At 65.8% G+C, this 25,863-nt stretch carries 17 protein-coding genes and 1 pseudogene; 16 read left to right on the top strand and 2 right to left on the bottom strand.

Annotated elements, in window-relative coordinates:
* Nucleotides 1-356 precede the first annotated feature (356 nt).
* The 7 genes from BTH42_RS08985 (at nt 357) to BTH42_RS08955 (ending at nt 9,648) form a co-directional block, all read left to right on the top strand.
* Nucleotides 357-4,166, top strand: a complete 3,810-nt coding sequence (locus tag BTH42_RS08985) for a nitrate reductase subunit alpha (RefSeq protein ID WP_075298051.1) — start codon at nt 357-359, stop codon at nt 4,164-4,166.
* Nucleotides 4,163-5,689, top strand: a complete 1,527-nt coding sequence (narH, locus tag BTH42_RS08980; RefSeq protein WP_075298049.1) for a nitrate reductase subunit beta — start codon at nt 4,163-4,165, stop codon at nt 5,687-5,689. The genes BTH42_RS08985 and narH overlap by 4 nt, the downstream gene beginning before the upstream one ends.
* 1 nt (nt 5,690) lies before the next feature.
* Nucleotides 5,691-6,443 (top strand): nitrate reductase molybdenum cofactor assembly chaperone, encoded by a 753-nt coding sequence (narJ, locus tag BTH42_RS08975; RefSeq protein ID WP_075298047.1) that lies wholly within the window; start codon nt 5,691-5,693, stop codon nt 6,441-6,443.
* Nucleotides 6,440-7,123: a respiratory nitrate reductase subunit gamma gene (gene narI, locus BTH42_RS08970; RefSeq protein WP_075298045.1), complete on the top strand. Its 684-nt coding sequence runs from the start codon at nt 6,440-6,442 to the stop codon at nt 7,121-7,123. Before narJ ends, narI begins: the two co-directional genes overlap by 4 nt.
* A gap of 10 nt (nt 7,124-7,133) precedes the next feature.
* Nucleotides 7,134-7,928, top strand: a complete 795-nt coding sequence (locus BTH42_RS08965; RefSeq protein WP_075298043.1) for a peptidylprolyl isomerase — start codon at nt 7,134-7,136, stop codon at nt 7,926-7,928.
* 11 nt (nt 7,929-7,939) lie between these two features.
* Nucleotides 7,940-9,214, top strand: coding sequence for a nitrate/nitrite transporter (locus BTH42_RS08960; protein ID WP_075298041.1), 1,275 nt, complete (start codon nt 7,940-7,942; stop codon nt 9,212-9,214).
* A 107-nt stretch (nt 9,215-9,321) separates the two neighbouring features.
* Complete coding sequence (locus BTH42_RS08955) at nt 9,322-9,648, top strand: DUF6566 family protein (RefSeq protein WP_256701908.1); 327 nt, start codon at nt 9,322-9,324, stop codon at nt 9,646-9,648.
* A gap of 347 nt (nt 9,649-9,995) precedes the next feature.
* Here the strand turns inward: BTH42_RS08955 and BTH42_RS08950 are convergent.
* A pseudogene (locus tag BTH42_RS08950) lies at nt 9,996-11,432 on the bottom strand (hypothetical protein); the annotation flags it as partial.
* Between the two features lie 208 nt (nt 11,433-11,640).
* On the opposite strand from BTH42_RS08950, the gene BTH42_RS08945 reads away from it, so the two are divergent.
* The 9 genes from BTH42_RS08945 to BTH42_RS08905 all read left to right on the top strand — a co-directional run bounded on the left by BTH42_RS08945 (nt 11,641) and on the right by BTH42_RS08905 (nt 25,385).
* Nucleotides 11,641-12,540, top strand: a complete 900-nt coding sequence (locus tag BTH42_RS08945; protein ID WP_075298037.1) for a YihY/virulence factor BrkB family protein — start codon at nt 11,641-11,643, stop codon at nt 12,538-12,540.
* 300 nt (nt 12,541-12,840) lie between these two features.
* Entirely contained in the window at nt 12,841-14,076 is a 1,236-nt protein-coding gene (locus BTH42_RS08940) for an MFS transporter (RefSeq protein ID WP_075298035.1), read from the top strand.
* Nucleotides 14,077-14,556: 480 nt separating this feature from the next.
* On the top strand, nt 14,557-15,513 hold the full coding sequence (locus BTH42_RS08935; protein ID WP_075298033.1) for a TetR/AcrR family transcriptional regulator: 957 nt from the start codon (nt 14,557-14,559) through the stop codon (nt 15,511-15,513).
* A 349-nt stretch (nt 15,514-15,862) separates the two neighbouring features.
* Nucleotides 15,863-18,361 (top strand): acyl-CoA dehydrogenase, encoded by a 2,499-nt coding sequence (locus BTH42_RS08930; protein ID WP_075298031.1) that lies wholly within the window; start codon nt 15,863-15,865, stop codon nt 18,359-18,361.
* A gap of 197 nt (nt 18,362-18,558) precedes the next feature.
* Nucleotides 18,559-19,977, top strand: a complete 1,419-nt coding sequence (locus BTH42_RS08925; protein WP_075298029.1) for a 3-oxoacyl-ACP reductase — start codon at nt 18,559-18,561, stop codon at nt 19,975-19,977.
* Between the two features lie 95 nt (nt 19,978-20,072).
* Nucleotides 20,073-21,008 carry a MaoC/PaaZ C-terminal domain-containing protein gene (locus BTH42_RS08920; RefSeq protein ID WP_083654708.1) on the top strand — a complete coding sequence of 312 codons (936 nt, stop codon included), beginning with the start codon at nt 20,073-20,075 and terminating at the stop codon, nt 21,006-21,008.
* Between the two features lie 109 nt (nt 21,009-21,117).
* A complete protein-coding gene (locus BTH42_RS08915) occupies nt 21,118-22,419 on the top strand; it encodes an acetyl-CoA C-acetyltransferase (protein WP_075298025.1) in 1,302 nt (433 codons plus the stop codon).
* Between the two features lie 59 nt (nt 22,420-22,478).
* On the top strand, nt 22,479-24,233 hold the full coding sequence (locus BTH42_RS08910) for an AMP-binding protein (RefSeq protein WP_075298023.1): 1,755 nt from the start codon (nt 22,479-22,481) through the stop codon (nt 24,231-24,233).
* A gap of 108 nt (nt 24,234-24,341) precedes the next feature.
* A complete protein-coding gene (locus BTH42_RS08905) occupies nt 24,342-25,385 on the top strand; it encodes a DUF1571 domain-containing protein (protein ID WP_083654712.1) in 1,044 nt (347 codons plus the stop codon).
* Here the strand turns inward: BTH42_RS08905 and BTH42_RS08900 are convergent.
* Nucleotides 25,382-25,858: a hypothetical protein gene (locus BTH42_RS08900; protein ID WP_075298021.1), complete on the bottom strand. Its 477-nt coding sequence runs from the start codon at nt 25,856-25,858 to the stop codon at nt 25,382-25,384. The two genes, BTH42_RS08905 and BTH42_RS08900, sit on opposite strands and share 4 nt — an antisense overlap.
* Nucleotides 25,859-25,863: the final 5 nt, after the last annotated feature.

Raw genomic sequence — 25,863 nt, 5'->3', positions numbered from 1 at the left:
GGCATCGTAAATGGCCAATTCGCCCGCGAATGTCGGATTGAGCCGATTTTCTGTCTTTAGTGATATGAACATTCCACGTTCTATAAGCATTTTTTAATGCATTGGCATGCTTGCATTCTTTCCGTCCGCATTGAAGCGTTGATTCACTTTCAAAAGCGTCGAGCGACGCGAATTCGCTAAACGCAGAAGAGCGGATTTAGCTCTCCATGTATGTCGCATCAATGCGACAAGAAGAAGGCAATTCGACACTAATTAGATCTGGATCAAAATTACTACTAAATCTCGTATGAACTTTACTTCTTTACCGTAGCATCCTTTAATACCCCGGAGCATTCACCCGTCGACACAGGATCGCCATGAGCCATTTTCTGGACAGATTGCGTTATTTCACGACGACCCGCGCGCAGTTTTCCGACGGCCACGGCGCCGTCACCGACGAAGACAGAAAATGGGAAGACGCGTACCGTCAGCGCTGGCAGCACGACAAGATCGTGCGCTCCACCCACGGCGTGAATTGCACCGGCTCCTGCTCGTGGAAGATCTATGTGAAAGGCGGCATCGTCACGTGGGAGACCCAGCAGACCGATTACCCGCGCACCCGCCCCGACATGCCGAATCACGAACCGCGCGGCTGTTCGCGCGGCGCGTCGTATTCCTGGTATCTGTATAGCGCGAACCGCCTCAAATATCCGCTGGTGCGCAGCGCGCTCGTCAAGCTGTGGCGCGAACGGCGGCAAACGCTCGAACCGGTGGACGCGTGGCGCTCGATCGTCGAAGACGACACCGCGCGGCGCAGCTATCAGGTACGGCGCGGCCTCGGCGGCTTCATCCGTTCGAGCTGGGACGAGGTCAACGAGATCGTCGCCGCGGCCAACGTCTATACCGTCAAGCAGCACGGGCCCGATCGCGTGGTGGGCTTCTCGCCGATTCCCGCGATGTCGATGGTGTCGTACGCGGCCGGCTCGCGTTATCTGTCGCTGATCGGCGGCGTGTGTCTGAGCTTCTACGACTGGTATTGCGATCTGCCGCCGGCCTCGCCGCAGACCTGGGGCGAGCAGACCGACGTGCCCGAATCGGCCGACTGGTACAACTCCACGTTCATCATGATGTGGGGCTCCAACGTGCCGCAAACGCGCACACCGGACGCGCACTTCATGACCGAGGTCCGCTACAAGGGCACCAAGATCGTGTCGATCTTCCCGGACTACGCGGAAGGCGCGAAATTCGGCGACATCTGGCTGCATCCGAAGCAAGGCACCGACGCGGCGCTCGCGCTCGCGATGGGCCACGTGATCCTGAAGGAATTCCACCTCGCCGGCAAGAGCGACTACTTCGCCGACTATTGCCGCCGCTTCACCGACATGCCGTGCCTCGTGCGGCTGGTCGAACGCAACGGCCGCTACGTGCCGGAGCGCCTCGTGCGCGCATCGGACTTCGACGACGCGCTCGGCGAGACCAACAACCCCGACTGGAAGACCGCCGTGATCGACGCGTCGACCAACCGGATCGTCGCGCCGGTCGGCTCCGCCGGTTTTCGCTGGGGGCAGAAGGAAGGCGAAGACCAGGGTAAATGGAATCTGAAAGAAGAGTCGGCGGCGGGCGCGGAGATCGTGCCGCGTCTGACGCTCGTCGATTCGCACGACGAAGTGGTCGACGTGCTGTTCCCCTACTTCGGCAATATCCGCCATCCGCACTTCAACCACACGTCGCATGCGTCGGAACTGTCGCGCAGGATCGGCGCGCGCCGCATCGCGACGCGCCACGGCGAGCTGCTGGTCGCGACCGTCTACGACCTGTTCGTCGCGAACTACGGGCTCGATCAAGGGCTCGGCGGCGAGCACATCGCCGCCAGCTACGACGACGATGTGCCGTACACGCCCGCGTGGCAGGAAGCGATCACCGGCGTCAAACGCGCGGACGTGATCAACGTCGCGCGCCAGTTCGCGGAGAACGCGCACAAGACCCAGGGCAAGTCGATGGTGATCATCGGCGCGGGGATCAATCACTGGTTCCATATGGACATGTCGTACCGCGCGATCATCAACATGCTGATCATGTGCGGCTGTATCGGCAAATCGGGCGGCGGCTGGTCGCATTACGTCGGTCAGGAAAAACTGCGCCCGCAGACCGGCTGGACCGCGCTCGCGTTCGCGCTCGACTGGAACCGGCCGCCGCGTCAGATGAACGCGACGTCGTTCTTCTACGCGCATACCGATCAATGGCGCTACGACCCGATGGACCCGACCGCGCTACTGTCGCCGCTCGCCGACAAACGCGACTACCACGGCGCGCCGATCGACTACAACGTGCGCGCCGAACGGATGGGCTGGCTGCCGTCGGCACCGCAACTGTCCGTCAACCCGCTCGCAGTCGGCCGCAAGCTGAACGACCCGGCCCAGGCGGGTGCGCAGATCGCCGGCGAACTGAAATCCCGCAGCTTGCGAATGGCCTGCGAAGACCCGGACAGTCCTGCGAACTTCCCGCGCAATCTGTTCGTGTGGCGCTCGAACCTGCTCGGCTCGTCGGGCAAGGGCCACGAGTACTTCCTCAAGCACCTGCTCGGCACGACCAACGGCGTGCAAGGCGACGAGGTGTTCAAGTCCGGCCACGCGCGTCCGGAGGAAATCGCCTGGCATGACGAAGCGCCGCGCGGCAAGCTCGATCTGCTCGTCACGCTCGACTTCCGGATGTCGACCACCTGCATGTACTCGGATGTCGTGCTGCCGACCGCGACCTGGTACGAGAAGGACGACATGAATACGTCCGACATGCATCCGTTCATTCACCCGCTGTCGGCCGCGGTCGATCCCGCGTGGCAATCGAAGAGCGACTGGGAAATCTTCAAGGGCATCGCGAAGCGTTTTTCGGAGTTGAGCGTGGGCCAGCTCGGCGTCGAACGCGATGTCGTACTCGCGCCGATCGCGCACGACAGCCCAGGCGAACTCGCGCAACCGTTCGAGGTACGCGACTGGAAGCACGGCGAATGCGAACCGCTGCCCGGCAAGACGATGCCGTCGGTGATCGTGGTCGAACGCGATTACCCGGCCACGTATGACCGCTTTACGTCGCTCGGCCCGCTGATGGACAAGCTCGGCAATGGCGGCAAAGGAATTTCCTGGGACACCAAAGAAGAAGTCGCGCTGCTCGGCGAACTCAATTACCGCGTGGCGGATGAGCAAGGCAATGGCACCGACAACGCGCCCGTCAACACCGCCACCGGCCGCCCCCGCATCGACACCGCGCTCGACGCGGCCGAAGTGATCCTGTCGCTCGCGCCCGAAACCAACGGCGCGGTCGCGGTCAAGGCATGGCAAGCAGTCTCGAAGCTGACCGGCATCGAGCACGCGCACCTGGCCGACGCGCGCGCGGACGAGAAGATCCGCTTTCGCGATATCCAGGCGCAGCCGCGCAAGATCATTTCGTCGCCGACCTGGAGCGGGATCGAATCGGAACACGTGTCGTACAACGCCGGTTACACCAATGTGCACGAGCTGATTCCGTGGCGCACGTTGAGCGGCCGTCAGCAGCTGTATCAGGACCACACGTGGATGCGTGCGTTCGGTGAATCGCTATGCGTGTACAAGCCGCCGATCGAAACCGGCAACTACGAAAAGATGCTCGGCGCGCGCTCGAACGGCAATCCGGAAATCGCGCTGAACTTCATCACGCCGCACCAGAAATGGGGGATTCACAGCACCTATACCGACAACCTGCTGATGCTCACGCTCTCGCGCGGCGGCCCGATCGTGTGGATGTCCGAGCATGACGCGAAGAGTATCGGCGTCGTCGATAACGACTGGATCGAGTGCTACAACGCGAACGGCGCGTTGTGCGCGCGGGCCGTTGTCAGCCAGCGCATTCCGCACGGAATGGTGATGATGTATCACGCGCAGGAGAAGATCGTGAATACACCGGGCTCGGAAATCACCGGCACGCGCGGCGGCATTCATAACTCGGTCACGCGCGTCGCGCTCAAGCCCACTCATATGATCGGCGGCTACGCGCAGCTCGCGTACGGCTTCAACTACTACGGCACGGTCGGCTCGAACCGCGACGAGTTCCTGATCGTGCGCAAGATGAAAAATGTCGACTGGCTCGACGACGCGCCGGCCGACCCCGTCAATCCCGCTACCGAACATAAACACCGTCAGGGAGAAACCTCATGAAGGTGCGTGCGCAAATCGCGATGGTGCTGAACCTCGATAAATGTATTGGCTGCCACACCTGTTCGGTCACGTGTAAAAACGTGTGGACGAGCCGCGAAGGAATGGAATACGCGTGGTTCAACAATGTGGAGACCAAACCCGGCATTGGCTATCCGAAAGACTGGGAGAACCAGGACCGCTGGCGCGGCGGCTGGAAACGCAAGGCCGACGGCAAGATCGAACCGCGCCTCGGTAGCAAGTGGCGACTGCTCGCGCAGATCTTCGCGAATCCACATCTGCCCGAGATCGACGACTACTACGAACCGTTCACGTTCGACTACGCGCATCTGCAGGACGCGGGCGATAGCAAGGCGATGCCGGTCGCGCGGCCGCGTTCGCTGATCAGCGGCGAGCGGCTCGAAAAGATCGAATGGGGGCCGAACTGGGAAGAGATTCTCGGCGGCGAATTCGACAAGCGCTCGAAAGACTACAACTTCGAGAACGTGCAGAAGGATATTTACGGGCAGTTCGAAAACACTTTCATGATGTATCTGCCGCGGCTGTGCGAGCACTGCCTGAACCCGGCCTGCGTCGCCGCGTGTCCGTCCGGCTCGATCTACAAGCGCGAGGAAGACGGCATCGTGCTGATCGATCAGGACAAGTGCCGCGGCTGGCGCATGTGCGTGTCCGGCTGCCCGTACAAGAAAATCTATTTCAACTGGCACAGCGGCAAGGCCGAAAAATGCATCTTCTGTTATCCGCGCATCGAGGTCGGGCAGCCGACCGTCTGCTCGGAAACCTGCGTGGGCCGCATCCGCTATCTCGGCGTGCTGCTGTACGACGCGGACCGGATCAGCGAGGCGGCCAGCGTCGAGAACGAAGCCGATCTGTATGAAGCGCAGCTATCGGTGTTTCTCGATCCTAACGATCCCGAGGTGATCGCGCAGGCCGAACGCGACGGCGTGCCGGCCGCGTGGCTCGACGGCGCGCGGCGCTCGCCGGTCTACAAGATGGCGATCGACTGGAAGATCGCGTTCCCGCTGCACCCCGAATACCGGACTCTGCCGATGGTCTGGTACGTGCCGCCGCTCTCGCCGATCAACGCGGCGGCCAATAGCGGCGAGCTCGGGATGAACGGCTATCTGCCCGATATCGAATCGCTGCGCATTCCGCTGCGCTATCTGGCCAATCTGCTGACCGCCGGCAAGGAAGAACCGGTGAAGCTCGCGCTCGAACGTCTGCTCGCGATGCGCGCGTTCATGCGCGCGCGCCACGTCGATCAGGTGGACGCGCCCGCCGTATTGCAGCAGGCGGGCCTGAGCGTCGCGCAGGTCGAGGACATGTACCGCTATCTGGCGATCGCGAACTACGAAGATCGTTTCGTGATCCCGACTTCGCACCGCGAGTATGCGGAAGACGCGTTCGACCTGCGCTCGTCGTGCGGCTTCTCGTTCGGCAACGGCTGCTCGGATGGCCGCTCCGAAGCGAGTCTGTTCACAACAAAAAAGAGCAACCGCAAGATTCCGATTCGTCAGGAGTTCTGATATGGGCGCCCGTGAAGCGAATCCACCCGGCGCGACGTACGCGGTGCTCGGCGCGCTGCTCGGCTATCCGGAGCAGCCGCTGCTCGATGCGTTGCCGGAAGCGCGCGAACTGCTGCGCGGCGAGCGCGCGCTCACCCGCGACGCGCGCGCCGGCCTCGACCAGTTCCTCGACCACTTTGCGCAACGCGATCTGTTCACGCTGCAGGAGAACTACGTCGCGCTATTCGATCGCGGCCGCGCGACCTCGCTGTATCTGTTCGAGCACGTGCACGGCGAATCGCGCGATCGCGGCCAGGCGATGGTCGATCTGAAGCGGATGTACGAGGAGCATGGCTTGTATCTTGGCGCGGGCGAGTTGCCCGACTATCTGCCGGTGTTCCTCGAATATCTGTCGCGTCTGCCTGCGGCCGATGCACGCTCGCTGCTCGCGGAAACCGGCGAGATCTTGCAGGCGATCACCGCGCATCTGGCCAAACGCGGCAGTCCGTACAGCCTCGTGGTCGGCGCGCTGTTGCCGCTCGCCGGCTGCGGCAAAGGCGAAAAACCCGACACGCTGAACGACGACGACGCGCAATCGCCGCCCTCGCCCGCCGACTACCGCGCGCTCGATGCCGCGTGGGCCGACGAGCCGGTGCGTTTCGTCGGCGCCGCGAATCCGGCCGGCGGCGAGAGCACGCCGATCCAGTTCTACGACAGCCGCCCCGGCTCCTCGGCGCCGGCGGGACAGTCCAACATCCGGGAGAAAAGATCGTGAGCGACTACCTGCATCAGTTCGTATTCGGCATCTACCCGTATATCTGTCTCGCGGTGCTGCTGCTCGGCTCTCTGGTGCGCTTCGACCGCGAGCAGTACACGTGGAAAAGCGATTCGTCGCAGATGCTGCGGCACGGCCAGTTGCGGCTCGGCAGCAATCTGTTTCATTGGGGTGTCCTGATCGTCGTCGGCGGTCATTTCGTCGGCTTTCTCGCGCCGCACTGGCTGGTGTCGCCGTTCATCTCCGCGTCGATGCACCAGTTGCTGGCGATGGTCGCCGGCGGCGCGGCCGGCGTCGTCGCGATCATCGGTCTGACGATCCTGATCTTCCGGCGCCTCGGCGACGTGCGGATCCGCCGCAATAGCCGCGTATCCGACATCGTGATCGTGCTGATGCTGTGGGTGCAGCTCGCGCTCGGTCTCGGCACCGTCGTGCTGTCGATGCGGCATATGGACGGCGTGATGTTCGAGCAGCTGACCGACTACGTGAAAGGCGTGGTGACGTTCCGGCCGAATATCGCCGGACTGCTGGTCGGCGTGCCGCTGACCTACCGGATTCATATCGCGCTCGGCTTCACGATCTTTCTGGTCACGCCGTTCACGCGGATGGTGCATATCTGGAGCGGCTTCGCGTCGCTCGCGTATCTGATCCGTCCGTATCAACTCGTGCGCAAGCGCTAAGGAGCCGGCGATGAGCACGATCGAACAAAGCACGGCTGCATCCGCAATCCAGCCGTTGAGCGTGAACGGCGTCACGATCGACGCCACCGCGATCGACGAAGAACTCACCCATCACGCCGATGCGCCCGACCCTCACACCGCCGCGCGGCACGCGCTCGCGATCCGCGAACTGCTGCGGCAACGCGCGCACGAGTTGCAGATGATCGGCGCCGACGCCACGCTCGACGATGAATCGCTCGACACGCTGCTCGCGCGCGAGCTGACCGTGCCGAGCGCGACCCGCGACGACTGCGAGCGCTACTACACGAGTCATCCGGCGAATTTCCGCCGCAACGACATCGTGTTCGCGAGCCACATTCTGTTCGCGGTGACCGAACAGACCCCGCTCGCGCTGATCCGCCAGAAAGCCGAGGCCACATTGCAGCAGGTATTAAGCACTCCGGCGAGTTTCGAGGACGCCGCGCGCGACCTGTCGAACTGTCCGTCCGCGAAAGTCGGCGGCAGCCTCGGGCAACTGCTGCGCGGCGACAGCGTGCCGGAATTCGAGCGCGCGCTATTCGACACCCAGGACACGGGCGTGCTGCCGCGGCTCGTGAACACGCGCTTCGGCTTTCATATCGTGCGTGTCGAGCGACGCGTGGACGGCGAGCGGCTCGCGTTCGAGTCGGTCGAAGCGGACATCGCCCGCTTTCTCGGCGAGCGCGTGCGCCACAAGGCGATCCAGCAATACGTGAGCGTGCTCGCATCGCGCGCGCGCATCGAAGGCGCCGATCTGGGCGCGGCCAACGGCCCGCTGGTTCAATAGACGAGGACAGCATGAGCGCACAAGGCGGCATGAACAATCTCGGCGCCACGCCGCGCGTCACCGCGCAGGCATGGTCGGTGTTGCTGGCGAGCACGCTCGCGTTTCTCGTCTGCTTCGTCGTGTGGATGATGTTCGGCGTACTGGGCGTCGAATTGCGCGACGAGCTGCAACTGAACAGCACCCAGTTCGGCCTGCTGACGTCGACGCCGGTGCTGACCGGCGCGCTGATGCGGTTGCCGCTCGGCGCGTGGACCGACCGCTTCGGCGGGCGCATCGTGATGACCGTGCTGCTGGTGGTGTGCGCGGTGCCGGTGTTCATCGTCAGCTATGCGACCGCGTTGTGGCAGTTTCTGCTGATCGGGCTCTTTCTCGGCTGCGTCGGCGCGTCGTTCGCGGTCGGCACGCCGTATGTCGCGCGTTTCTTTCCGCCCGAGCGGCGCGGTTTCGCGATGGGCTTTTTCGGCGCGGGCACGGTCGGCGCGGCGGTCAATCTGTTCGTCACCCCGCAGTTGCAGGCCGCGTTCGGCTGGCGCTTCGTGCCGCGCGTGTATGCGATCGCGCTGCTGGTGACCGCGGTGATCTTCTGGTTCGCGTCGGCGCGCGACCCCGGCGCCGGACGCGCGCAAGGCTCGTGGCTCGATTCGTTCAAGGTGCTGCGCAATCCGCATGTGTGGCGGCTGTGCCAGTACTACTCGATTACGTTCGGCGGCTTCACCGCGCTATCGCTTTGGATTCCGCAATATCTGAAGGCGGAGTTCGGGATGTCGCTGGTGATGGCGTCCGCGTTCGCCGCCGGCTTTTCGTTGCCGGGCTCGATCCTGCGCGCGGTCGGCGGCGGACTCGCCGACCGTTTCGGCGCGCACAGCGTCACGTGGTGGGGTTTATGGGTCGCGTGGATCTGCCTGTTCCTGCTGTCGTATCCGCCGACCGACTTCGTGATTCACACGCTCGACGGCACGGTGAGCTTGCGGATTCACACCACGCTGGTCGTGTTCGTACTGCTGACCTTCGTGCTCGGCGCGGTGTTCGCGTTCGGGATGGCGTCGACGTTCAAATACGTCGCCGACGATTTCTCGGACAACATGGGCGTGGTGACCGGAATCGTCGGTCTCGCGGGCGGGCTGGGCGGCTTTCTGCTGCCGATCATCTTCGGCGTGCTGCTCGACTTCTTCCGGATCCGCTCCACGTGTTTCATGTTTCTGTACGGGATCGTGTGGGTCTCGCTGATCCTGATCTATCTGTCCGAGGTCCGGCGCACGCCGATCACGGGGCCGGCCGCGAGTTAGCGCGGCTGTAGTCAGGCGGTAGCCAGGGGGTAGCCACATCGCTCGCCACCCTGCGCGGCATGGCGCTTGCTCACCTGCTGGCAGACTCTCTGCCAGCCGAGGACAGCATGCACCCTTCCTCCGACGACACCTATCGCGCCGGCGACCCGTCAACCGGCGGCGCGACGACACCCACCGGCTCGCCGTCCGTCCATCAGACCCGCGTCGCCTATCGCGGCACGCTGATCGCGGTCACCGCGTACCAGAACGCGCGTCACGCATGGATCGCCGACATTGCGCTGATCCGCGACGGCCAGCAGATGCAGTTGCCGGCCGGCATCGCGAACGCGCAGCCGATCACCCCCGAATGGTTGACCGAGGCCGAAGCGCTGCGGGCCGGCGTAGAACATGGCCGCTATCTGGTCGACCGGGCGCTGCCGGATCCGCGCGCGTGACCCGTCGTGAGCGGCTCGTCGTGAGTCGTCGGTAGTCGTCGCTACTCGTCCTTATCGAACCCGCCCGACGGCGGCCCGATCGTAATACCCGCGCCCGCGCCTTTGCGCGCGCCCGCCGGATAGGCATCGACCACGGTCTGCGGCGGACAGTCGGCGACACACCAGTTGGCCTCGCCGTCGCGCAAACATTGCATGAATCGATCCGCCTCCTCGCGCGAACGATACCCATAGATCTTGCTTTCGACCTGCACCTGCGTGTCCGATAGTCGCTTCGGCTGCGTGTCCATTGCCGCTCCTGGTTGAGTGGAAGGTCTCACGCTCGTAGCAACGCGCGCGCCTGCCCCGGGCGCCGCGGCGACTGCATCGCGCAAATCGTCCGCGTGCACCATCAGATCGCGGACCTGGCGCAGCGTCACATATTGATTGAGCACCGCGCGCCAGCGCGGCGCTTCGAGCAACTCGCGCCACACCGGTTCGAGGTCCGCGTCGGCGGCGGCGCGCTCGTCCGCGAGCGCACTCGCGAATTCCAGACTCGCCGGCGCCGACAGCAACTGCATCCGGCTCGCCGGATTCAGCACGCGCGGCGCGGTGTCGGCGGGCGCGTCGCAGCAATAGAGCACGGTTCGCGCGAGCGCCGCCTCGTCGGTGCGCAATGCGGCAAGCGACGCGCCGTTCAGTTGGACCGTGCCCTGCTGCGTCTGAAACGAGTAGACGGTGGCGGGGTCCGCGTGCGCCAGCAGCGTCAGACCGCGCAAAAGGCGCGGCAGATCGGTGGTGGCGGCGTCGACGGATGCTTTCGCTTCGACCAGCAGACATAGGTCCCACGTATCCGCAGCAGCCCCCGCAAGCGCATTGGGCGGCAACGCCCGCGTCCGCCGCAACAGCACCGCGTCCCATTCGGTTTTCGCGCGCTCGTGGCTGGCCGGGATCGTCGCCGGCACGCGCATCGAATTTACGACGCAGTACGAAGCGAAAGGCGGCTCTCCATCCTGCCGCTGGCACGCCTCGTTCAGTCGCCGCGCGAGCGTTTCGAGCGCGTCGCTCGCCAGCGCCTCGACCTCGGCGCCGCGCTGCTTCGCACTGACGCCGCGCGCGAGTGCGCTTGAGCTGCCGGGACGCGGCCCCTGTCGCTCCCACAGCGCCTGATAACCGCGCACCTGCTGGTCCGTCGCGAGCGCATCGAGGCGTTGCAAGCGCTGCAATTCGGCGCTGCCCAGCAGTTGCGCGAGGTTGCGCTGGAGCGCGGCGTCGTGGGCAAGTTCCGGCGCATCGAGCGCGGCTTGCAACGCGTCGCCGAACTGCGCCCACGCTTCGGCGAACGCCAGTGCGTGCAGCCGGCTCAGCGCGTCGCGCTGCGCTCCCGCGTCGAGCCTCTGCTGCTTGGCCGGATGCGCGATCCCATTGATGCTCGCGTGAATCTGGCGACGGTCCCGCTCCGCATGCGCGGCCAGCGACGCATATTCGCGCACTACCGCCGTGCGATGCCGCAGCAGCATCGCCTGAAACATCGGATCGCCGCCCTTCTCGCGCAGCGCCTCGCGGATCAGCCGCGCGAGCGCGCCGGTGAAAAGCCGTGCGTTCGATGGCTCGGGCGCCTCGCCGCGTGCAATCGCGTCGCGCGCCTCGTCGATCGCCAGCGCGAGCAGCGTCGCCGCGCTGGCCTGCTCAGTGGGCACGCACACGGCGGCAAGCGCCGGCAGGCGATAACGCCGCGCGACTGAGGTGAGCAGCGCAGCAAGCAGCGCGTCGGGCAACGAAGACGATGACGAAGGCGGCAACGACATGACGGCGACCTGGCAGAGGGATGGATGAAGGATAACGAAGGGTAGCGAAGAGCGGCGCGCGCTTCAAACGTCCCCCGCGGCACGCGCCGGGCCATCCGCGTAAAGAGCTGGCGCGCGTCGTGCTGTAGCTAACGCGCAAGGACCATCTTTACCGCGTCGATCGAGCGAAGCGCACCGGTTCGCGCGAGCGCCGCATGCAGAGGACACCATGCAGAAAACGCCACCGTACGCGTCGCCCCGCTCCACCGGCCGCTTCCGCCCGATCCACGTCGCGAGCGATACCGTCACCCGCTTCATGTCGGACCGCTGCCCGATGCTCGGCGCGAGCATCGCGTTCTACTCGGCGTTTTCACTGGCGCCGACCCTGCTGCTGGTGCTCGCGGTGATCGGCTGGATCTTCGGCCGCGACATCGCTCAGGGGCGCTTCTTCGCGCAGGTGCAGTTTCTGCTCGGCAAAGAAGCCGCGCAGGCGATGCAGGACATCGTCGTCCACGCGCATTACGCGGGCGGCAGCGGCATCGCCGCGGCGTTCTCGATCGCGCTGTTGCTGGTCGGCGCGTCGGCGACGTTCGGGTCGCTCAATACCGCGCTCGATATCGTGTTCGCCGCGCAGTCGCGCAAAGGAATCGCCGGGATCGCGCTGGTGCTGCGCGCGCGCCTCGTGTCGATCGGACTGCTGATCGGTCTGAGCTTTCTGCTGGTCGTGTCGCTGGTGCTCGATGCGGCGATCACCACGCTCGGCGGGATGATCTTCGGTAATTCGACGCTGGGCACGATCGCCCAGGTGGTGCAATCGCTATTCGGTTTTGTCATTCTCGCGCTCGGCCTGGGCGCGCTGATCAAGTGGCTGCCCGACACCTCGGTGCCGCTGCGGCCCGCGCTCGTCGGCGGCGCGGTGGCGAGCCTGCTGTTCACCGTGGGCCGGCATCTGTTCAGTCTTTATCTCGCGCATGCGGGCACCGCCGGCGTCTTCGGCGCGGCCGGCTCGCTGGCGGTGCTGATGATGTGGCTGTACTTCTGCGCGGTGGTGTTTCTGCTCGGCTCGGAAGTCACCGCCGCGCTGTGCCGCGCGAGCGGCAATGCCGGCCGTGTCGGCGGTGCTGATTAACCCGGCCCATTTCACATATGCTGAATGACGGGCAGCCGTAAAAGCCGAATTGACTTTACAAATAACAAACACAATAACCGACGTCTTTAATACAACAATTACATTTACCAGACATTAAGCATGCATTGCGGATTCAGCACGAAATTTGCTGTCGGGATTAACACCGATAAGCCCGGGCTGAATCATGCAAGCGCTTAACTCTCGGCGTACACTCGGCCACAGCCGCCTCGCATAAGGCGCAGCGGGCCGCGAGCCACCCGCGCTAAAACGCGGGTTTATGGAGACACAGGAGAACAATCAATGAGCTGGACTCGGGAACAAAGAAACGTCACGATCGCCGCGTATCTCGGCTGGACGCTCGACGCATTCGATTTCTTTCTGATGGTATTCGTGCTGAAAGATATCGCCCAGGAATTCAATACCGATATTCCGTCGGTCGCGGTCGCGATCATGCTGACGTTAATGATGCGTCCGCTCGGCGCGCTGATTTTCGGCTGGCTCGCCGACAAATACGGCCGCCGTCCGACGCTGATGGTCAATATCGCGTGTTTCTCGCTGCTCGAATTGCTGTCCGGTCTGTCGCCGAACCTGATGACGCTGCTGATCCTGCGCGCGCTGTTCGGTATCGCGATGGGCGGCGAATGGGGCGTCGGCGGCGCGCTGACAATGGAAACCGTGCCGCCGAAATCGCGCGGCATCGTCTCCGGGCTGTTGCAGGCCGGCTATCCGAGCGGCTATCTGCTCGCATCGATCGTGTTCGGCGTGTTCTATCAATACATCGGCTGGCGCGGGATGTTCTTCGTCGGCGTGCTGCCGGCGCTGCTGGTGCTGTATATCCGCGCGCACGTGCCGGAATCGCCCGCGTTCAAGACGCTCGAAAAACGCGCCCGTCCGGGTCTCGTCGCGACGCTCAAGCAGAATCTCGGTCTGTCGATCTACGCGATCATCCTGATGACCGCGTTCAACTTCTTCTCGCACGGCTCGCAGGATCTGTATCCGACCTTCCTGCGCGTACAGCATCAGTTCGACGCGCACACGGTGTCGTGGATCACGATCACGCTGAACCTCGGCGCGATCTGCGGCGGGCTGTTCTTCGGCTGGGCGTCGGAGAAGATCGGCCGCAAACGCGCGATCTTCATCTCCGCGCTGATCGCGCTGCCGGTGCTGCCGCTGTGGGCGTTCTCGAGCACGCCGGTGCTGCTCGCGCTCGGCGCGTTCCTGATGCAGATCTCGGTGCAAGGCGCGTGGGGCGTGATCCCGGTGCACCTGAACGAAATCTCGCCCGACGAAATCCGCGCGACCTTCCCCGGTCTCGTGTATCAGCTCGGCAATCTGATCGCGTCGGTCAACGGGCCGCTGCAATCGAAGATCGCCGAAATGCACGGCAACAACTATGCGCTGGTGATGGCGGTCGTGATCGGCATCGTCGCGATCGTGATCTGCGCGCTGATTCCGTTCAGCCGCGAGCGGCGCGGCATCGATATGACGCAGTCGGCGCGCGAGTTGAGCGCGCAGACGGCGGGCGGACACGCATGAGGTGAGCGCATGAGGTGAACGCATAAGGTGACGCATGAGGTTGGCGTGCGAAGGCCGCGGATGAAGCCCCCGCCAGCCTCACATCACCGAGCTTAAAGCGTTCGAACTAAACGGCTATTGTGCCGGCGCGTTCCAGGGCACAATAGCCGCCAAGGCGGTTCGAACCGCCACGACGCCACAGCGCGTCACCTATGCGCAACCCGCGGGTCGAACCGCGAGGGATGCGCGGCCAAACCAGATTGCCAGCCATACGAGGCCGTTCCGATTCGTTCGGAACGGCCTTTTTTATTTTCCGCGCGGAATCGACGAACCGCGCAGCCGGGAAAAGTCGACCCTCGTCAGGTCTTCTAGAGGAGTTAGTCGAGACGGACCCTTGATCGCCCCTATCCACTTTCCTTATCCTAAAAAAACGGTTGTTTCAAATACGAATTTGAATCGCTTGTTTGCGAGCCGGCAAGTCCGGCAACTGGGAGACGCAATATGGCAGTTCGCACAACAGGCCGGCACGCCGGCGATACCAAGTCCCGCATTCTCGACGCGGCCGAGACGCTGTTCATCGATTGCGGTTATGAAGCCATGTCGCTGCGGCAGATTACTTCGCGTGCCGAAGTGAATCTGGCGGCGGTCAACTATCACTTCGGCAGCAAGGAATCGCTGATTCACTCGATGCTGTCGCGGCGCCTGGACCGGCTCAACCAGGAGCGCCTGAAGCTGCTCGACCGCTTCGACGCGCTGCTCGGCGAGCGCCTGACCTGCGAGCACGTGCTCGGCGCGATGTTCATTCCGGCGCTGCGCCTGTCGCGCGATCCGCGCGTCGGCGGCAAGGCGTTTTTGCGTCTGCTCGGGCGCGCATACACCGATCCGTCGTCGTTCATCCGCGACTTTCTGAACGCGCATTACGAGTCGGTCGCGGTGCGTTTCTTCGATGCGTTCCAGCGCGCGCTGCCGCATCTGCCGCGCGAGGAACTCGGCTGGCGGCTGCACTTCGCGATCGGCGCGCTGTCCGGCGTGCTGGCCGGCACCGATACCGACAGCCTGCTGTCCGAGTTCTCGCAAGGCAAGTCGATGGACGATCTGCAGCTGATCGCGCGGCTCGCGTCGCTGATGGTCGCCGCGCTGAAGGCGCCGCTGCCGGACAGCTCGCAACTGGCCACGTTCGCCGCGGTGCTGGGCGATGCGGCCGACGGCAACGCGGACGGTCTGGACGGCGCGGCGGCCTGCGCGCAGCAAGGCACGCAGGCGCAAGCGCAGCAGGCGCAAGCGCAGCCGGAGCGGCACGACGGCGCCAATGGCACGACGCTCTCGCAGGCCGCCTCGAACGAGACCACGCAAGCGTCCCGCTCGATCGGCGGTGACGCGGCCGGCGACGGCACGCGCGGCGGCGCTATCGAAGCAGCGCCACTGGCGTTCCAGCACGCGTTGCACGGCACCGTGTGACGGCCTGCTCGCGCACGCATCGTGATGGACGGCTCCCGCCGGAGCCGTCCGCCCACCACCAGCACAACGGCCTGTCGCTGATGAAACCCGCTGACCCGCTGCCTACCCTGCCACGACGCCGACGTTGCACAGCCGAACGGCGTGCGCGCGCCGAACCGATCACACCCGCATCAAGCGCTCAACGCAGTCAGCACGGGCCCGCCGGATAACCCCACCCGCACCACGCAACACCCCGCCGCGCGGATGGCGCGGCAATTGCAACACCACCGATAAACAGATCGACAGAACGCGAGCCGTCCATGCTGTCGCGGATGCGTTCGCACGCCGTATCGAAACAGGAGGAAACGTCATGCCGTGGTTCATGCTCGCGCTCGTCGTCGCCGCGCTCGCCCTCGTCTACGTCCAGGCCCGCGCCGCCTGGTGGCTCGCCGCGCTGATCGTGTGGGTCGCGGCCGCGCACCTGAGCGGCGCGGCGGGTCCCGTGCTCACCACCGTGCTCGCGCTCGTGTTCGTGCTCCCCGCGCTGGTGCTGACGCTCAAGCCGCTGCGCCGCGCGTGGCTGACCCAACCCGTATTCGAGCTGTTCCGCAAGATCCTGCCGCAGATGTCGCCGACCGAGCGCGACGCGATCGAAGCCGGCACCGTCTGGTGGGACGCGCAACTGTTCTCGGGCCGCCCGCATTGGGACACGCTGCTCGGCTACGGCCCCGCCACGCTGACCGCCGAAGAACAATCGTTTCTCGACGTCGAATGCGAGCAGCTGTGCGACCTCGCGAACGACTGGGAAACCACGATGGTCTGGCAGGACCTGTCGCCGCAAACGTGGCACTTCGTCAAGGAGCGCGGCTTTCTCGGCATGATCATTCCGAAGCAGTACGGCGGCAAACAGTTCTCCGCGTACGCGCATTCGCAGGTCATCATGAAGCTCGCGACGCGCTGCTCGGCCGCGGCGGTGTCGGTGATGGTGCCGAACTCGCTCGGGCCCGCCGAACTGCTGATGCACTACGGCACCGAAGCGCAGAAAAACCACTATCTGCCGCGGCTCGCGCGCGGCGAGGACATCCCCTGCTTCGCACTGACGAGCCCGTACGCGGGCTCCGACGCGGCCGCGATTCCGGATGTCGGCATCGTCTGCAAGGGGATTCATGACGGCCGCGAAACGCTCGGTTTCCGGGTCACGTGGGACAAGCGCTACATCACGCTCGGGCCGATCGCGACCGTGCTCGGCCTCGCGTTCCGCGCGCTCGATCCCGACCATCTGCTCGGCGCGAACGACGAACCCGGCATCACCTGCGCGCTGATTCCGACCGACCACCCGGGCGTGAACATCGGCCGCCGGCACTGGCCGCTGAACGCGGTGTTCCAGAACGGCCCGAACTCGGGCAAGGACGTGTTCATTCCGCTCGACTGGGTGATCGGCGGGCGCGACCAGGTCGGTAACGGCTGGCGCATGCTGATGGAATGTCTGGCCGCGGGCCGGGCGATTTCGCTGCCGTCGTCGAATGTCGGGATGGCGAAGATCGCGGTGCGCGGCACCGGCGCGTACGCGGCGATCCGGCGGCAGTTCCGCACCGCCGTCGGCAAGTTCGAGGGCGTGCAGGAAGCGCTCGGCCGGATGGGCGGCAACCTGTACGTGATGGACGCCGCGCGCCGGCTGTCCGCGCATGCGGTCGACCTCGGCGAAAAGCCGTCGGTGATTTCGGCGATCGCCAAATACCACATCACCGAGCGCGCCCGCAGCGTGATCAACGACGGGATGGACGTCGCCGCCGGCAAGGGCATCTGCATGGGGCCGTCGAATTTTCTGGCGCGCGCGTATCAGCAGGTGCCGATCGCGATCACCGTCGAAGGCGCGAATATTCTGACGCGCTGCCTGATCATCTTCGGCCAGGGCGCGATCCGCTGTCATCCGTACGTGCTGAAGGAAATGAGCGCGACCCGGGAGCCGGATCGCGCGAAGGCGCTGCGCGAGTTCGACGCCGCATTCTTCGGACATCTGAGCTTTACGCTGTCGAACGTGGTGCGCAGCGTCGTCTATGGGTTCGGCGGCGGCGCGCTGATTCCGAAGCCGCGCCGCGCGCATGCGCCGCTGCATCCGTACTACCGCGCGGCCACCCGGCTTGCGACCGTGTTCGCGCTGCTCGCCGACGTGTCGATGTTCGTGCTCGGCGGCGATCTGAAGCGTCGCGAGCGCATCTCCGGGCGCCTCGGGGACGTGCTCTCGCAGCTCTATCTGATCTCGGCGACGCTCAAGCGTTTCGAAGACGAAGGCCGCCAGCAGGCCGACCTTGCGCTCGTGCGCTGGGGCGTCGAAGACTCGCTGTACAAGGCGCAGCACGCGCTCGACGGCGTGCTCGCGAACTATCCGAACCGGCTCGCCGCGACGCTGGTGCGGGTGCTCGCGTTCCCGTTCGGGCTGCCGCATCGCGAGCCGTCGGACCGGCTCGGCGGCGAGATCGCCGAACTGATGCAAACGCCGGGCGCCGCGCGCGAGCGGCTGGTGTCCGACTCGTACGTGCCGCATCCGGACGTCGATGCGCTCGGCTACGGCGAGCTGGTGTTCGCGCTGCAACCGCGCTTCACGCAGATCGACCAGAAGCTGCGCGACGCGGTCAAACAGGGGCTGCTCGAACCGATGCCGCAAAGCCTGCCGCAACTGGCCGCGTGGACCGAGCACGCGCAAAGCCAAGGTCTGCTCGACGCGGACGAGCGGCGCGTGCTCGACGACTACGCGCGCTTCGGCGCCGAGGTCGTGAAGGTCGACGATTTCCCGGCCGACTTCGACATGCTCGCGAGCCTGCAAAAACGCCGGGACGCGCTGGAGAAGTCGCTGGAGCTGGCGGCCTGACGCTGCGCCCGCAAGATAAAAAACCCGCGGCGCAGCACGGTAAAGACCACCGGAGGCGCGCAACTCAAGGCACACTGACACACGTCCGGCGCGGTTAAGCGTGGCTTGCGAGGGCCTTTTCAAAGGCTTTTTCAAAGCTCTCTCAAAGGCCCTTTCAACCGCCCCCGCGCCGGCGTGTCCAGCGGAGCAACAACAACATGAACGACTCCTACCTGAAGTTCGTCAACTCGCCGTTCGGCGCGCGGCTGGCCCGCTCGCTCGGGCTGCCCAAGCCCGAGGTGCTGCGCCGCTACCGCGCGGACCGGCCCGAGTTCGACGGCCTGATCGCGATCGGCGCGGGTCGCGAGCCGCAATTGTTCGACGCGCTCGCGAAGCTGGTCGCGAGCGTCGGGATGACCAGCGTCGCGCACGACAGCGCCCCGGGCTGGGTGCCGCTCGCCACCCGCCACGGTTTGATGACCGGCCGCTTCGAGCCGGCCGAAGCGGGCTCTTCCGGCACGCTCGCCGCGTTGCTGTTCGACGCGAGCGGGATCGAGGACAGCAGCCAGCTCGAACCGCTCTACCGCTTCTTTCACGACACGCTGCGCTCGCTCGGCAAATGCGCGCGGATCGTCGTGCTCGGCCGCCCGCCCGAAGCCTGCGCGAACCCGCGCCAATGGACCGCGCAGCGCGCGCTCGAAGGGCTCGTGCGCTCGCTCGGCAAGGAAGCGCGGCGCGGCAGCACCGCGAATCTGGTGTACGTCGCCGACGGCGCCGAGAACGGCCTCGACGCGACGCTGCGCTTTTTCCTGTCGCCGCGCTCGGCTTATGTGTCGGGTCAGGTGGTGCGGATCGAGGCTGGCGCGACAACCGCAACAGCAGCCCCCGCCCCGTTCGACTGGCGCCAGCCGCTCGCCGGCCGGCGCGCGCTCGTGACCGGCGCCGCGCGCGGGATCGGCGCGGCGATCGCCGAGGTGCTCGCGGCCGACGGCGCGCACGTCATTGGTCTCGACATCCCCAGCGCGCGCGACGCGCTCGACGCGACGATCCGCCAGCTGCACGGCACCGCACTCACATTCGACATCGCCGCGCCCGAAGCGCCCGCGCAGATCGCCGCCGCGCTCGACGAACTCGGCGTCGACATCGTCGTGCACAACGCCGGCATCACGAAGGACAAAACCATCGCGAAGATGACCGAAGCCGCGTGGCAAAGCGTGCTCGACATCAACCTCGGCGCGCAGGAACGCCTCGACGACGCGCTGCTCGCCGGCGGGATTCTGCGCGACGGCGGGCGCATCGTCGCGGTGTCGTCGATCAGCGGGATCGCCGGCAATCCCGGCCAGACCAATTACGCGACGTCGAAGGCCGGCGTGATCGGCCGCGTGCAGAGCATGGCGCCGCGGCTGCGCGCGCGCGGGATCACGATCAACGCGGTCGCGCCGGGCTTCATCGAAACGCAGATGACCGCGAAGATTCCACTGGCGATCCGCGAAGCCGGCCGGCGAATGAATTCGATGAGCCAGGGCGGCCAGCCGGTCGACGTCGCGCAGACCATCGCGTGGCTCGCGCAGCCGGGCAGCGCGGGCGTGACCGGCCAGGTCGTGCGGGTCTGCGGTCAAAGCCTGCTTGGCGCATGAGCGGCGCATAACTGGCGCATAACTGGCGCATGAGCGGCGCGTAATCGACGCACAACCCCGGCGCATGAGCGGCGCCTGAACGGGAGAACATGAGCATGGGCGAAGCGGGTGATCCGTTCGGCGGCCGCGATGGCGCGCCACCGCCGGGCGGCAGCGGCGCGCGGCCGAAGACCATCGTCGTCGAGACGCTGCCGGCGCCGGCCAAACTGTATGCGCGGGCGCTATCGGGCGTCGTCAAGCGCGGCCGCGAGAGCGCGTTGCCGGCGCTGCGGCTGGTGCGCCCGGCGGTCGCGCTCGACCCCGGCCCGATCTGGCGATATGCGCGCGTGTGCGGCTTTATCCCGGAGCACGGCGTGCCGCTCACCTACCCGCATCTGCTGGCGTTTCCGCTGCATCTCTTGATGCTGACCGATCCGGCCTTTCCGTGGTCGGCGCTCGGGCTCGTGCATCTGGCCAATCACGTGCGGCTGCGCCGGCCGCTCGCGTACAAGGAGCGACTGCGCATCGAGGTCGAATTCGGCGCGCTGCTGCGCCACGACAAGGGCCAGGCGTTCGTCGTGCATACCCGCATCTACCGGCGCGGCGAGGCGGTGTGGGACGGCGACAGCGTTTATCTGAAGCGCGCGGTGCCGGCGCTCGGCCATCCGCTCGCCGCGCTCGAGCCCGGCCCCGAAGCGCTGCAACGGCTCGCGCGCTGGCAGCTCGCGCCGCAACTGGGCCGCGACTACGCGAGCGTATCGGGCGACTACAACCCGATCCACATGAGCGCGCTGTCGGCGAAAGCGTTCGGCTTTCCGCGCGCGATCGCGCACGGGATGTGGACGCTGGCGCGCGCGGCTTCTTCGCTGCAGCCGCCGAAGCCGCTCGCCGAAGCGACGCTGAGCGCCGAATTCAAGCTGCCGATGCTGCTGCCCGGCGAGGTGTCGCTGTGGAGCGCGGCGCCGTCGCTGATCGAGCGGGATTTCGAAGTGCGCGATATCAACGGAGAAAAGCCGCATCTGCGCGGGCGCATGCAGTGGCGTTTGCAGTGACGGCCGCGATCCCGGCCGCCATCGCCGCCGCCATCGCCGCTGCTCTCACGCGCGCAGCAAAGCATTAAGCACGACCCGATAACCTGGACCGCCCCAAAGGAGCCGCCACATGCCCCACCCGCAACCCGCCGTGCGCCGCGTCGCCATCGTCGGGGGCAACCGGATCCCGTTTGCCCGCTCGAATACCGCGTACGCGAGCGCGTCGAATCAGGACATGCTGACCTTCACGCTGCAAGGCCTGATCGACCGCTACGACCTGCACGGCGTGCGCCTCGGTGAAGTCGCGGCGGGCGCGGTGATCAAGCACTCGCGCGACTTCAACCTGACGCGCGAGTCGGTGCTGTCCACCACGCTGGCGAAGGAAACCCCCGCGTACGACGTGCAGCAGGCCTGCGGCACCGGCCTCGAAGCGACCATCCTCGTCGCCAACAAGATCGCGCTCGGCCAGATCGAAGCGGGCATCGCGGGCGGCGTCGATACCACCTCCGATGCGCCGATCGGCGTCAACGAGCGGATGCGCAAGATCCTGCTCGAAGCGAATCGCGGCAAAAGCGCCGGCCAGCGGCTCGGCGCGCTCAGCAAGCTGCGCCCCGGGATGTTCTTCAAGCCGCTGCTGCCGAGGAACGGCGAGCCGCGCACCGGCCTGTCGATGGGCGAGCATTGCGAGCTGATGGCCAAGCGCTGGAACATCTCGCGCGAAGCCCAGGACGTGCTCGCGTACGACAGCCACCGCAAGCTCGCCGACGCGTACGCGCGCGGCTTCGTCAACGATCTGATGACGCCGTACAAGGGCCTCGCGCGCGACAACAACCTGCGCGCCGACCTGACGCTCGAAAAACTCGCGGGCCTGAAGCCGGTGTTCGACCGCGACGCCGGCACGCTGACCGCCGGCAATTCGACGCCGCTGACCGACGGCGCATCGGCGGTGCTGCTCGCGAGCGAAGCGTGGGCGGCCGAGCGCGGCCTGCCGGTGCTCGCGTATCTGAGCTGGTCGGAAACCGCCGCGGTCGACTTCTTCGACAAGCAGGAAGGCCTGCTGATGGCGCCGGTCCACGCGGTCCCGCGAATGCTCGCGCGCGCGGGGCTCACGCTGCAGGAGTTCGACTTCTACGAAATTCATGAGGCTTTCGCGGCGCAGGTGTTATGCACGCTCGCGGCGTGGCAGGATGACGAATATTGCCGTACGCAACTCGGCCTTGCGGGCGCGCTCGGCGCGATCGATCGCGCGAAGCTGAACGTGAACGGCAGCTCGCTCGCGACCGGCCATCCGTTCGCGGCGACCGGCGCGCGGATCGTCGCGGGCCTCGCGAAACTGCTCGCGCAGCTCGATAAACCGGCCGGCGGCGCGCGCGGTCTGATTTCGATCTGCGCGGCGGGCGGCCAGGGGGTGGTCGCGATTCTGGAACGCTAGCGCGCCACGCGACCCACCGGGATACCAACAAAGGCAACCACGGCTTCAGGAGACGACCGATGACCCAGCCCACCCAAGCCCCGCTCCCGGCCGCCGCCGGGGCCGCGCCGAACACCGACGGCATCTGGTACGCGTCGTACCCCGACGACGTGCCGCGCGAGATCGACGTCACGCAGTACGAATCGATCGGCCAGTTCTTCGACGAATGCACCGTGCAGTTCCGCGAGCGCGTCGCGTATGTGAGCGTCGGCGCGGACCTGACCTATGGCGAGCTGGGCCGCAAGGCGAACGCGTTCGCCGCGTATCTGCAAAGCATCGGCGTGCAGCCGGGCGAGCGCGTCGCGATCATGCTGCCGAACACGTTCCAGTACCCGGTCGCGCTGTTCGGCGCGCTGAAGGCGGGCGCGGTGGTCGTCAACGTCAATCCGCTCTACACGGTGCGCGAGCTCGCGCATCAGCTCAAGGACAGCGGCGCGCGCACGATCGTCGTGTTCGAGAACTTCGCGAAGACCGTCGAGGACGCGCTGCCCGGCACCCAGGTGCGCGACGTGATCGTCACCGGGCTCGGCGATCTGCTCGCCAATGGCCTCAATCCGAAAGGACGCCTGCTCAATTTCGTGATGCGTCATGTGAAGAAGATGGTGCCCGCCTATCAGCTGCCGCAGGCGGTGCCGCTGCTCGACGCGCTGTCCATCGGCTACGCGCGCACGCTCTCGCCGGTGCCGGTCAGCCACGACGACATCGCGTTCCTGCAATACACCGGCGGCACCACCGGGGTCGCGAAAGGCGCGATGCTCACGCATCGCAACATCATCGCGAATCTGCTGCAGGCGAAGGCGTGGGCCGCCGGGCAATTGTCGGGCGAGGTCGAAACGGTGCTCACGCCGCTGCCGCTTTATCACATCTACTCGCTGACCGTGAACGCGCTGATCTTCATGGGGCTCGGCGGGCGCAACATCCTGATCGCCAATCCGCGCGACATGAAGCGCGTGATGATGATCATCCGCCACGAGAAATTCACCGGCATGACCGCGGTGAATACGCTGTACAACGCGTTTCTCGACAACGAGGAGTTCTGCAAGCGCGACTTCTCCGATCTGAAGCTCGCGATGGCCGGCGGGATGGCGACCCAGAAAGCGGTCGCCGATCGCTTCAAGGCGGTGACCGGCAAACCGATCGTCGAAGGCTACGGGCTCACCGAGTGTTCGCCGATCGTGTCGATGAATCCGGTCGATCTGAGCAAGCTGCGCGACTTCGAAGGCTCGATCGGGCTGCCCGCGCCGTCGACCCAGGTGCGCTTCAGAAAGGACGACGGCAGCTGGGCCAATATCGGCGAGGCGGGCGAGCTGTGCGTGAAAGGTCCGCAGGTGATGAAGGGCTACTGGAATCGCCCCGACGAAACCGCGAAGGTGATCGACGAATCGGGCTGGCTCGCGACCGGCGATATCGGCGTAATGGATTCGCGCGGCTTTATCCGGCTGATCGACCGCAAGAAGGACATGATCCTCGTGTCGGGCTTTAACGTGTATCCGAACGAAATCGAGGACGTGATTGCCGCGCATCCGGACGTGCGCGAAGTCGCGGCGATCGGCGTGCCCGATCCGGCCCAGGGCGAACGCGTGAAGGTGTTCATCGTGCGGCGCTCGCCGACGCTGACCGCCGAGCAGGTGATCGCGCACTGCCGCAAGAATCTGACCGGCTACAAGGTGCCGAAGCTGGTCGAGTTCCGCGACGAGCTGCCGCAAACCAATGTCGGCAAAATCCTGCGCCGCGCGCTGCGCGACGAGGAACTCGCGAAACAGAAAGCGAACTGACTGGAATAAGGCTTGCGTGCCTGACGTTATGTCATCGCGGCCCGCGTGACGGCGCTTCGCGCGTTCGCGCCGGGTCGCGCTCGCCCGCGCCACTTTCTGGAGGAACGCATGAAGCACCGCCTGGACGTCCGCCCGCATCGCCCGCTCTCGCCTACGCACGCCGACCGCGACTCGCCGCGCGCCGCCGCGCTCGTTGAGGGGTCGACGCGGCGTGGCGCTTTCAGCGGCGTGGCCGGCTGCAAACGCCGGTTGCGCGGCGCGCTGCTCGCCGGCGCCGCACTTGTCTCGCTCGTCGCGATGCCGGCGGCGTTCGCGCAGAACGACGACCGCCCGCCGCCGCTCGATACCGCGAGCGCGGTCAAGGCGCCGGCCACCCCGCCCGCGCAGGTCGGCAAGCTGACGCTCGATCAGCAGGTCAAATGGCTGCGCGCCGCGCAGCAGAGCGGCGCGCTCGAAAAGCTCGACGACCAGCAACTGGTCGCGCTGTTCCAGTCGCTCGATCCGCTGACGTTGCCGCGCTATATCCAGGCGGGACCGAACGGTTATCCGTCGTACGAGTTCACGATGTCGCGCTCCGAGCGCATTCGCGGCCAATGGCCCGACAAGCCCGATCACATGCTGGTGCGGGTCACGCGCGAGCCGCTGCGGATCTATGCGAAGTGGTTGCCCGACGGCGCGCACGCGGGCCAGGAAATCATCTACGACGAATCGAAGCGCAGCGACAAAATGTACGGCCACCTGGGCGGCATCATGAACGTGATGCCTCTCTGGACCTCGCTGGACGGCGCGCTCGCGCGTTCGCAGTCCAATCACGCGGTGCGCGATCTCGGCACCGAGTACATCGCCGCGCAGTACCTGGCCGAAGGCAAAAAGTACGCGAAGACCGGCTTGCCGCGTTCGGTGCAGATCGAAGTGAAGACCATCGACGACGTGCGGGTGGTCGCGTTCACGTTCGAGACGCCGACCGGCCAGCCGGAGTTCTATGCGAAGAAGGAAACGCTGGGGCTCGATCTGCGGCATCCGTACTTTCGCAGCGTCGAGTCCTACGACAACGACGGCAAGCTGTTCGAGCGGATCGTGTTCGAGAGCATCACGCCGAAGAGTTTCGATGACGCGACGTTCGATCCGAAGAACAGTGCGTACAAGTTCTAGCGGCTGGCGGGCTGCGGGACGATGCTTTCGCGCGGCGTCAATGCGAACGCCACGTATTCGACCCGGCCGCCCGACATCGCGTGGCGCTGATGGCTGTGCTCGGTGAAGCGTCCGCTGCACAGCGCGAGATGGCTCAGCACGAAGTGATCGGACGCGCGCGTGATGCCGATTAGCGAAGCCGCGGGGCGCGCGGCCGGTGCCGCGGACGCGGTGGTAATGACGCTTGCAGCGGCGAGCAGCGGTGCGAGTTTTGTGAACCACAGCGCGCCGATGTCGTCGCCGGTTTCGAACACCGGCAAGCTGAACTGCCGCGCGTAACACGCGAGCAGATCGCCGGCCGCGAGCGTCGAATCGACGAGCGCCAACGCACGCGCGGTGGACGCACCGCCGGCGGCCGACGCAAACCACGGCCACGCGCCGCCCGCCGCGATCGCCAGCGACACACTGGTCAGCATGAAACCGCGTCGATCCATGATGT

The organism is Burkholderia sp. SRS-W-2-2016 (genome assembly GCF_001931485.1).
GTDB lineage: Bacteria > Pseudomonadota > Gammaproteobacteria > Burkholderiales > Burkholderiaceae > Paraburkholderia.
Note: the sequence above shows the minus strand (reverse complement) of the source record. Positions and strands in the feature narration are given on the sequence as shown.

Coding starts and splice junctions, on each gene's coding strand:
- BTH42_RS08985 (WP_075298051.1), top strand. CDS start 357: ATGAGCCATTTTCTGGACAGATTGCGTTATTTCACGACGACCCGCGCG.
- narH (WP_075298049.1), top strand. CDS start 4,163: ATGAAGGTGCGTGCGCAAATCGCGATGGTGCTGAACCTCGATAAATGT.
- narJ (WP_075298047.1), top strand. CDS start 5,691: ATGGGCGCCCGTGAAGCGAATCCACCCGGCGCGACGTACGCGGTGCTC.
- BTH42_RS08965 (WP_075298043.1), top strand. CDS start 7,134: ATGAGCACGATCGAACAAAGCACGGCTGCATCCGCAATCCAGCCGTTG.
- BTH42_RS08960 (WP_075298041.1), top strand. CDS start 7,940: ATGAGCGCACAAGGCGGCATGAACAATCTCGGCGCCACGCCGCGCGTC.
- BTH42_RS08955 (WP_256701908.1), top strand. CDS start 9,322: ATGCACCCTTCCTCCGACGACACCTATCGCGCCGGCGACCCGTCAACC.
- BTH42_RS08945 (WP_075298037.1), top strand. CDS start 11,641: ATGCAGAAAACGCCACCGTACGCGTCGCCCCGCTCCACCGGCCGCTTC.
- BTH42_RS08940 (WP_075298035.1), top strand. CDS start 12,841: ATGAGCTGGACTCGGGAACAAAGAAACGTCACGATCGCCGCGTATCTC.
- BTH42_RS08935 (WP_075298033.1), top strand. CDS start 14,557: ATGGCAGTTCGCACAACAGGCCGGCACGCCGGCGATACCAAGTCCCGC.
- BTH42_RS08930 (WP_075298031.1), top strand. CDS start 15,863: ATGCCGTGGTTCATGCTCGCGCTCGTCGTCGCCGCGCTCGCCCTCGTC.
- BTH42_RS08925 (WP_075298029.1), top strand. CDS start 18,559: ATGAACGACTCCTACCTGAAGTTCGTCAACTCGCCGTTCGGCGCGCGG.
- BTH42_RS08920 (WP_083654708.1), top strand. CDS start 20,073: ATGGGCGAAGCGGGTGATCCGTTCGGCGGCCGCGATGGCGCGCCACCG.
- BTH42_RS08915 (WP_075298025.1), top strand. CDS start 21,118: ATGCCCCACCCGCAACCCGCCGTGCGCCGCGTCGCCATCGTCGGGGGC.
- BTH42_RS08910 (WP_075298023.1), top strand. CDS start 22,479: ATGACCCAGCCCACCCAAGCCCCGCTCCCGGCCGCCGCCGGGGCCGCG.
- BTH42_RS08905 (WP_083654712.1), top strand. CDS start 24,342: ATGAAGCACCGCCTGGACGTCCGCCCGCATCGCCCGCTCTCGCCTACG.
- BTH42_RS08900 (WP_075298021.1), bottom strand. CDS start 25,858: ATGGATCGACGCGGTTTCATGCTGACCAGTGTGTCGCTGGCGATCGCG.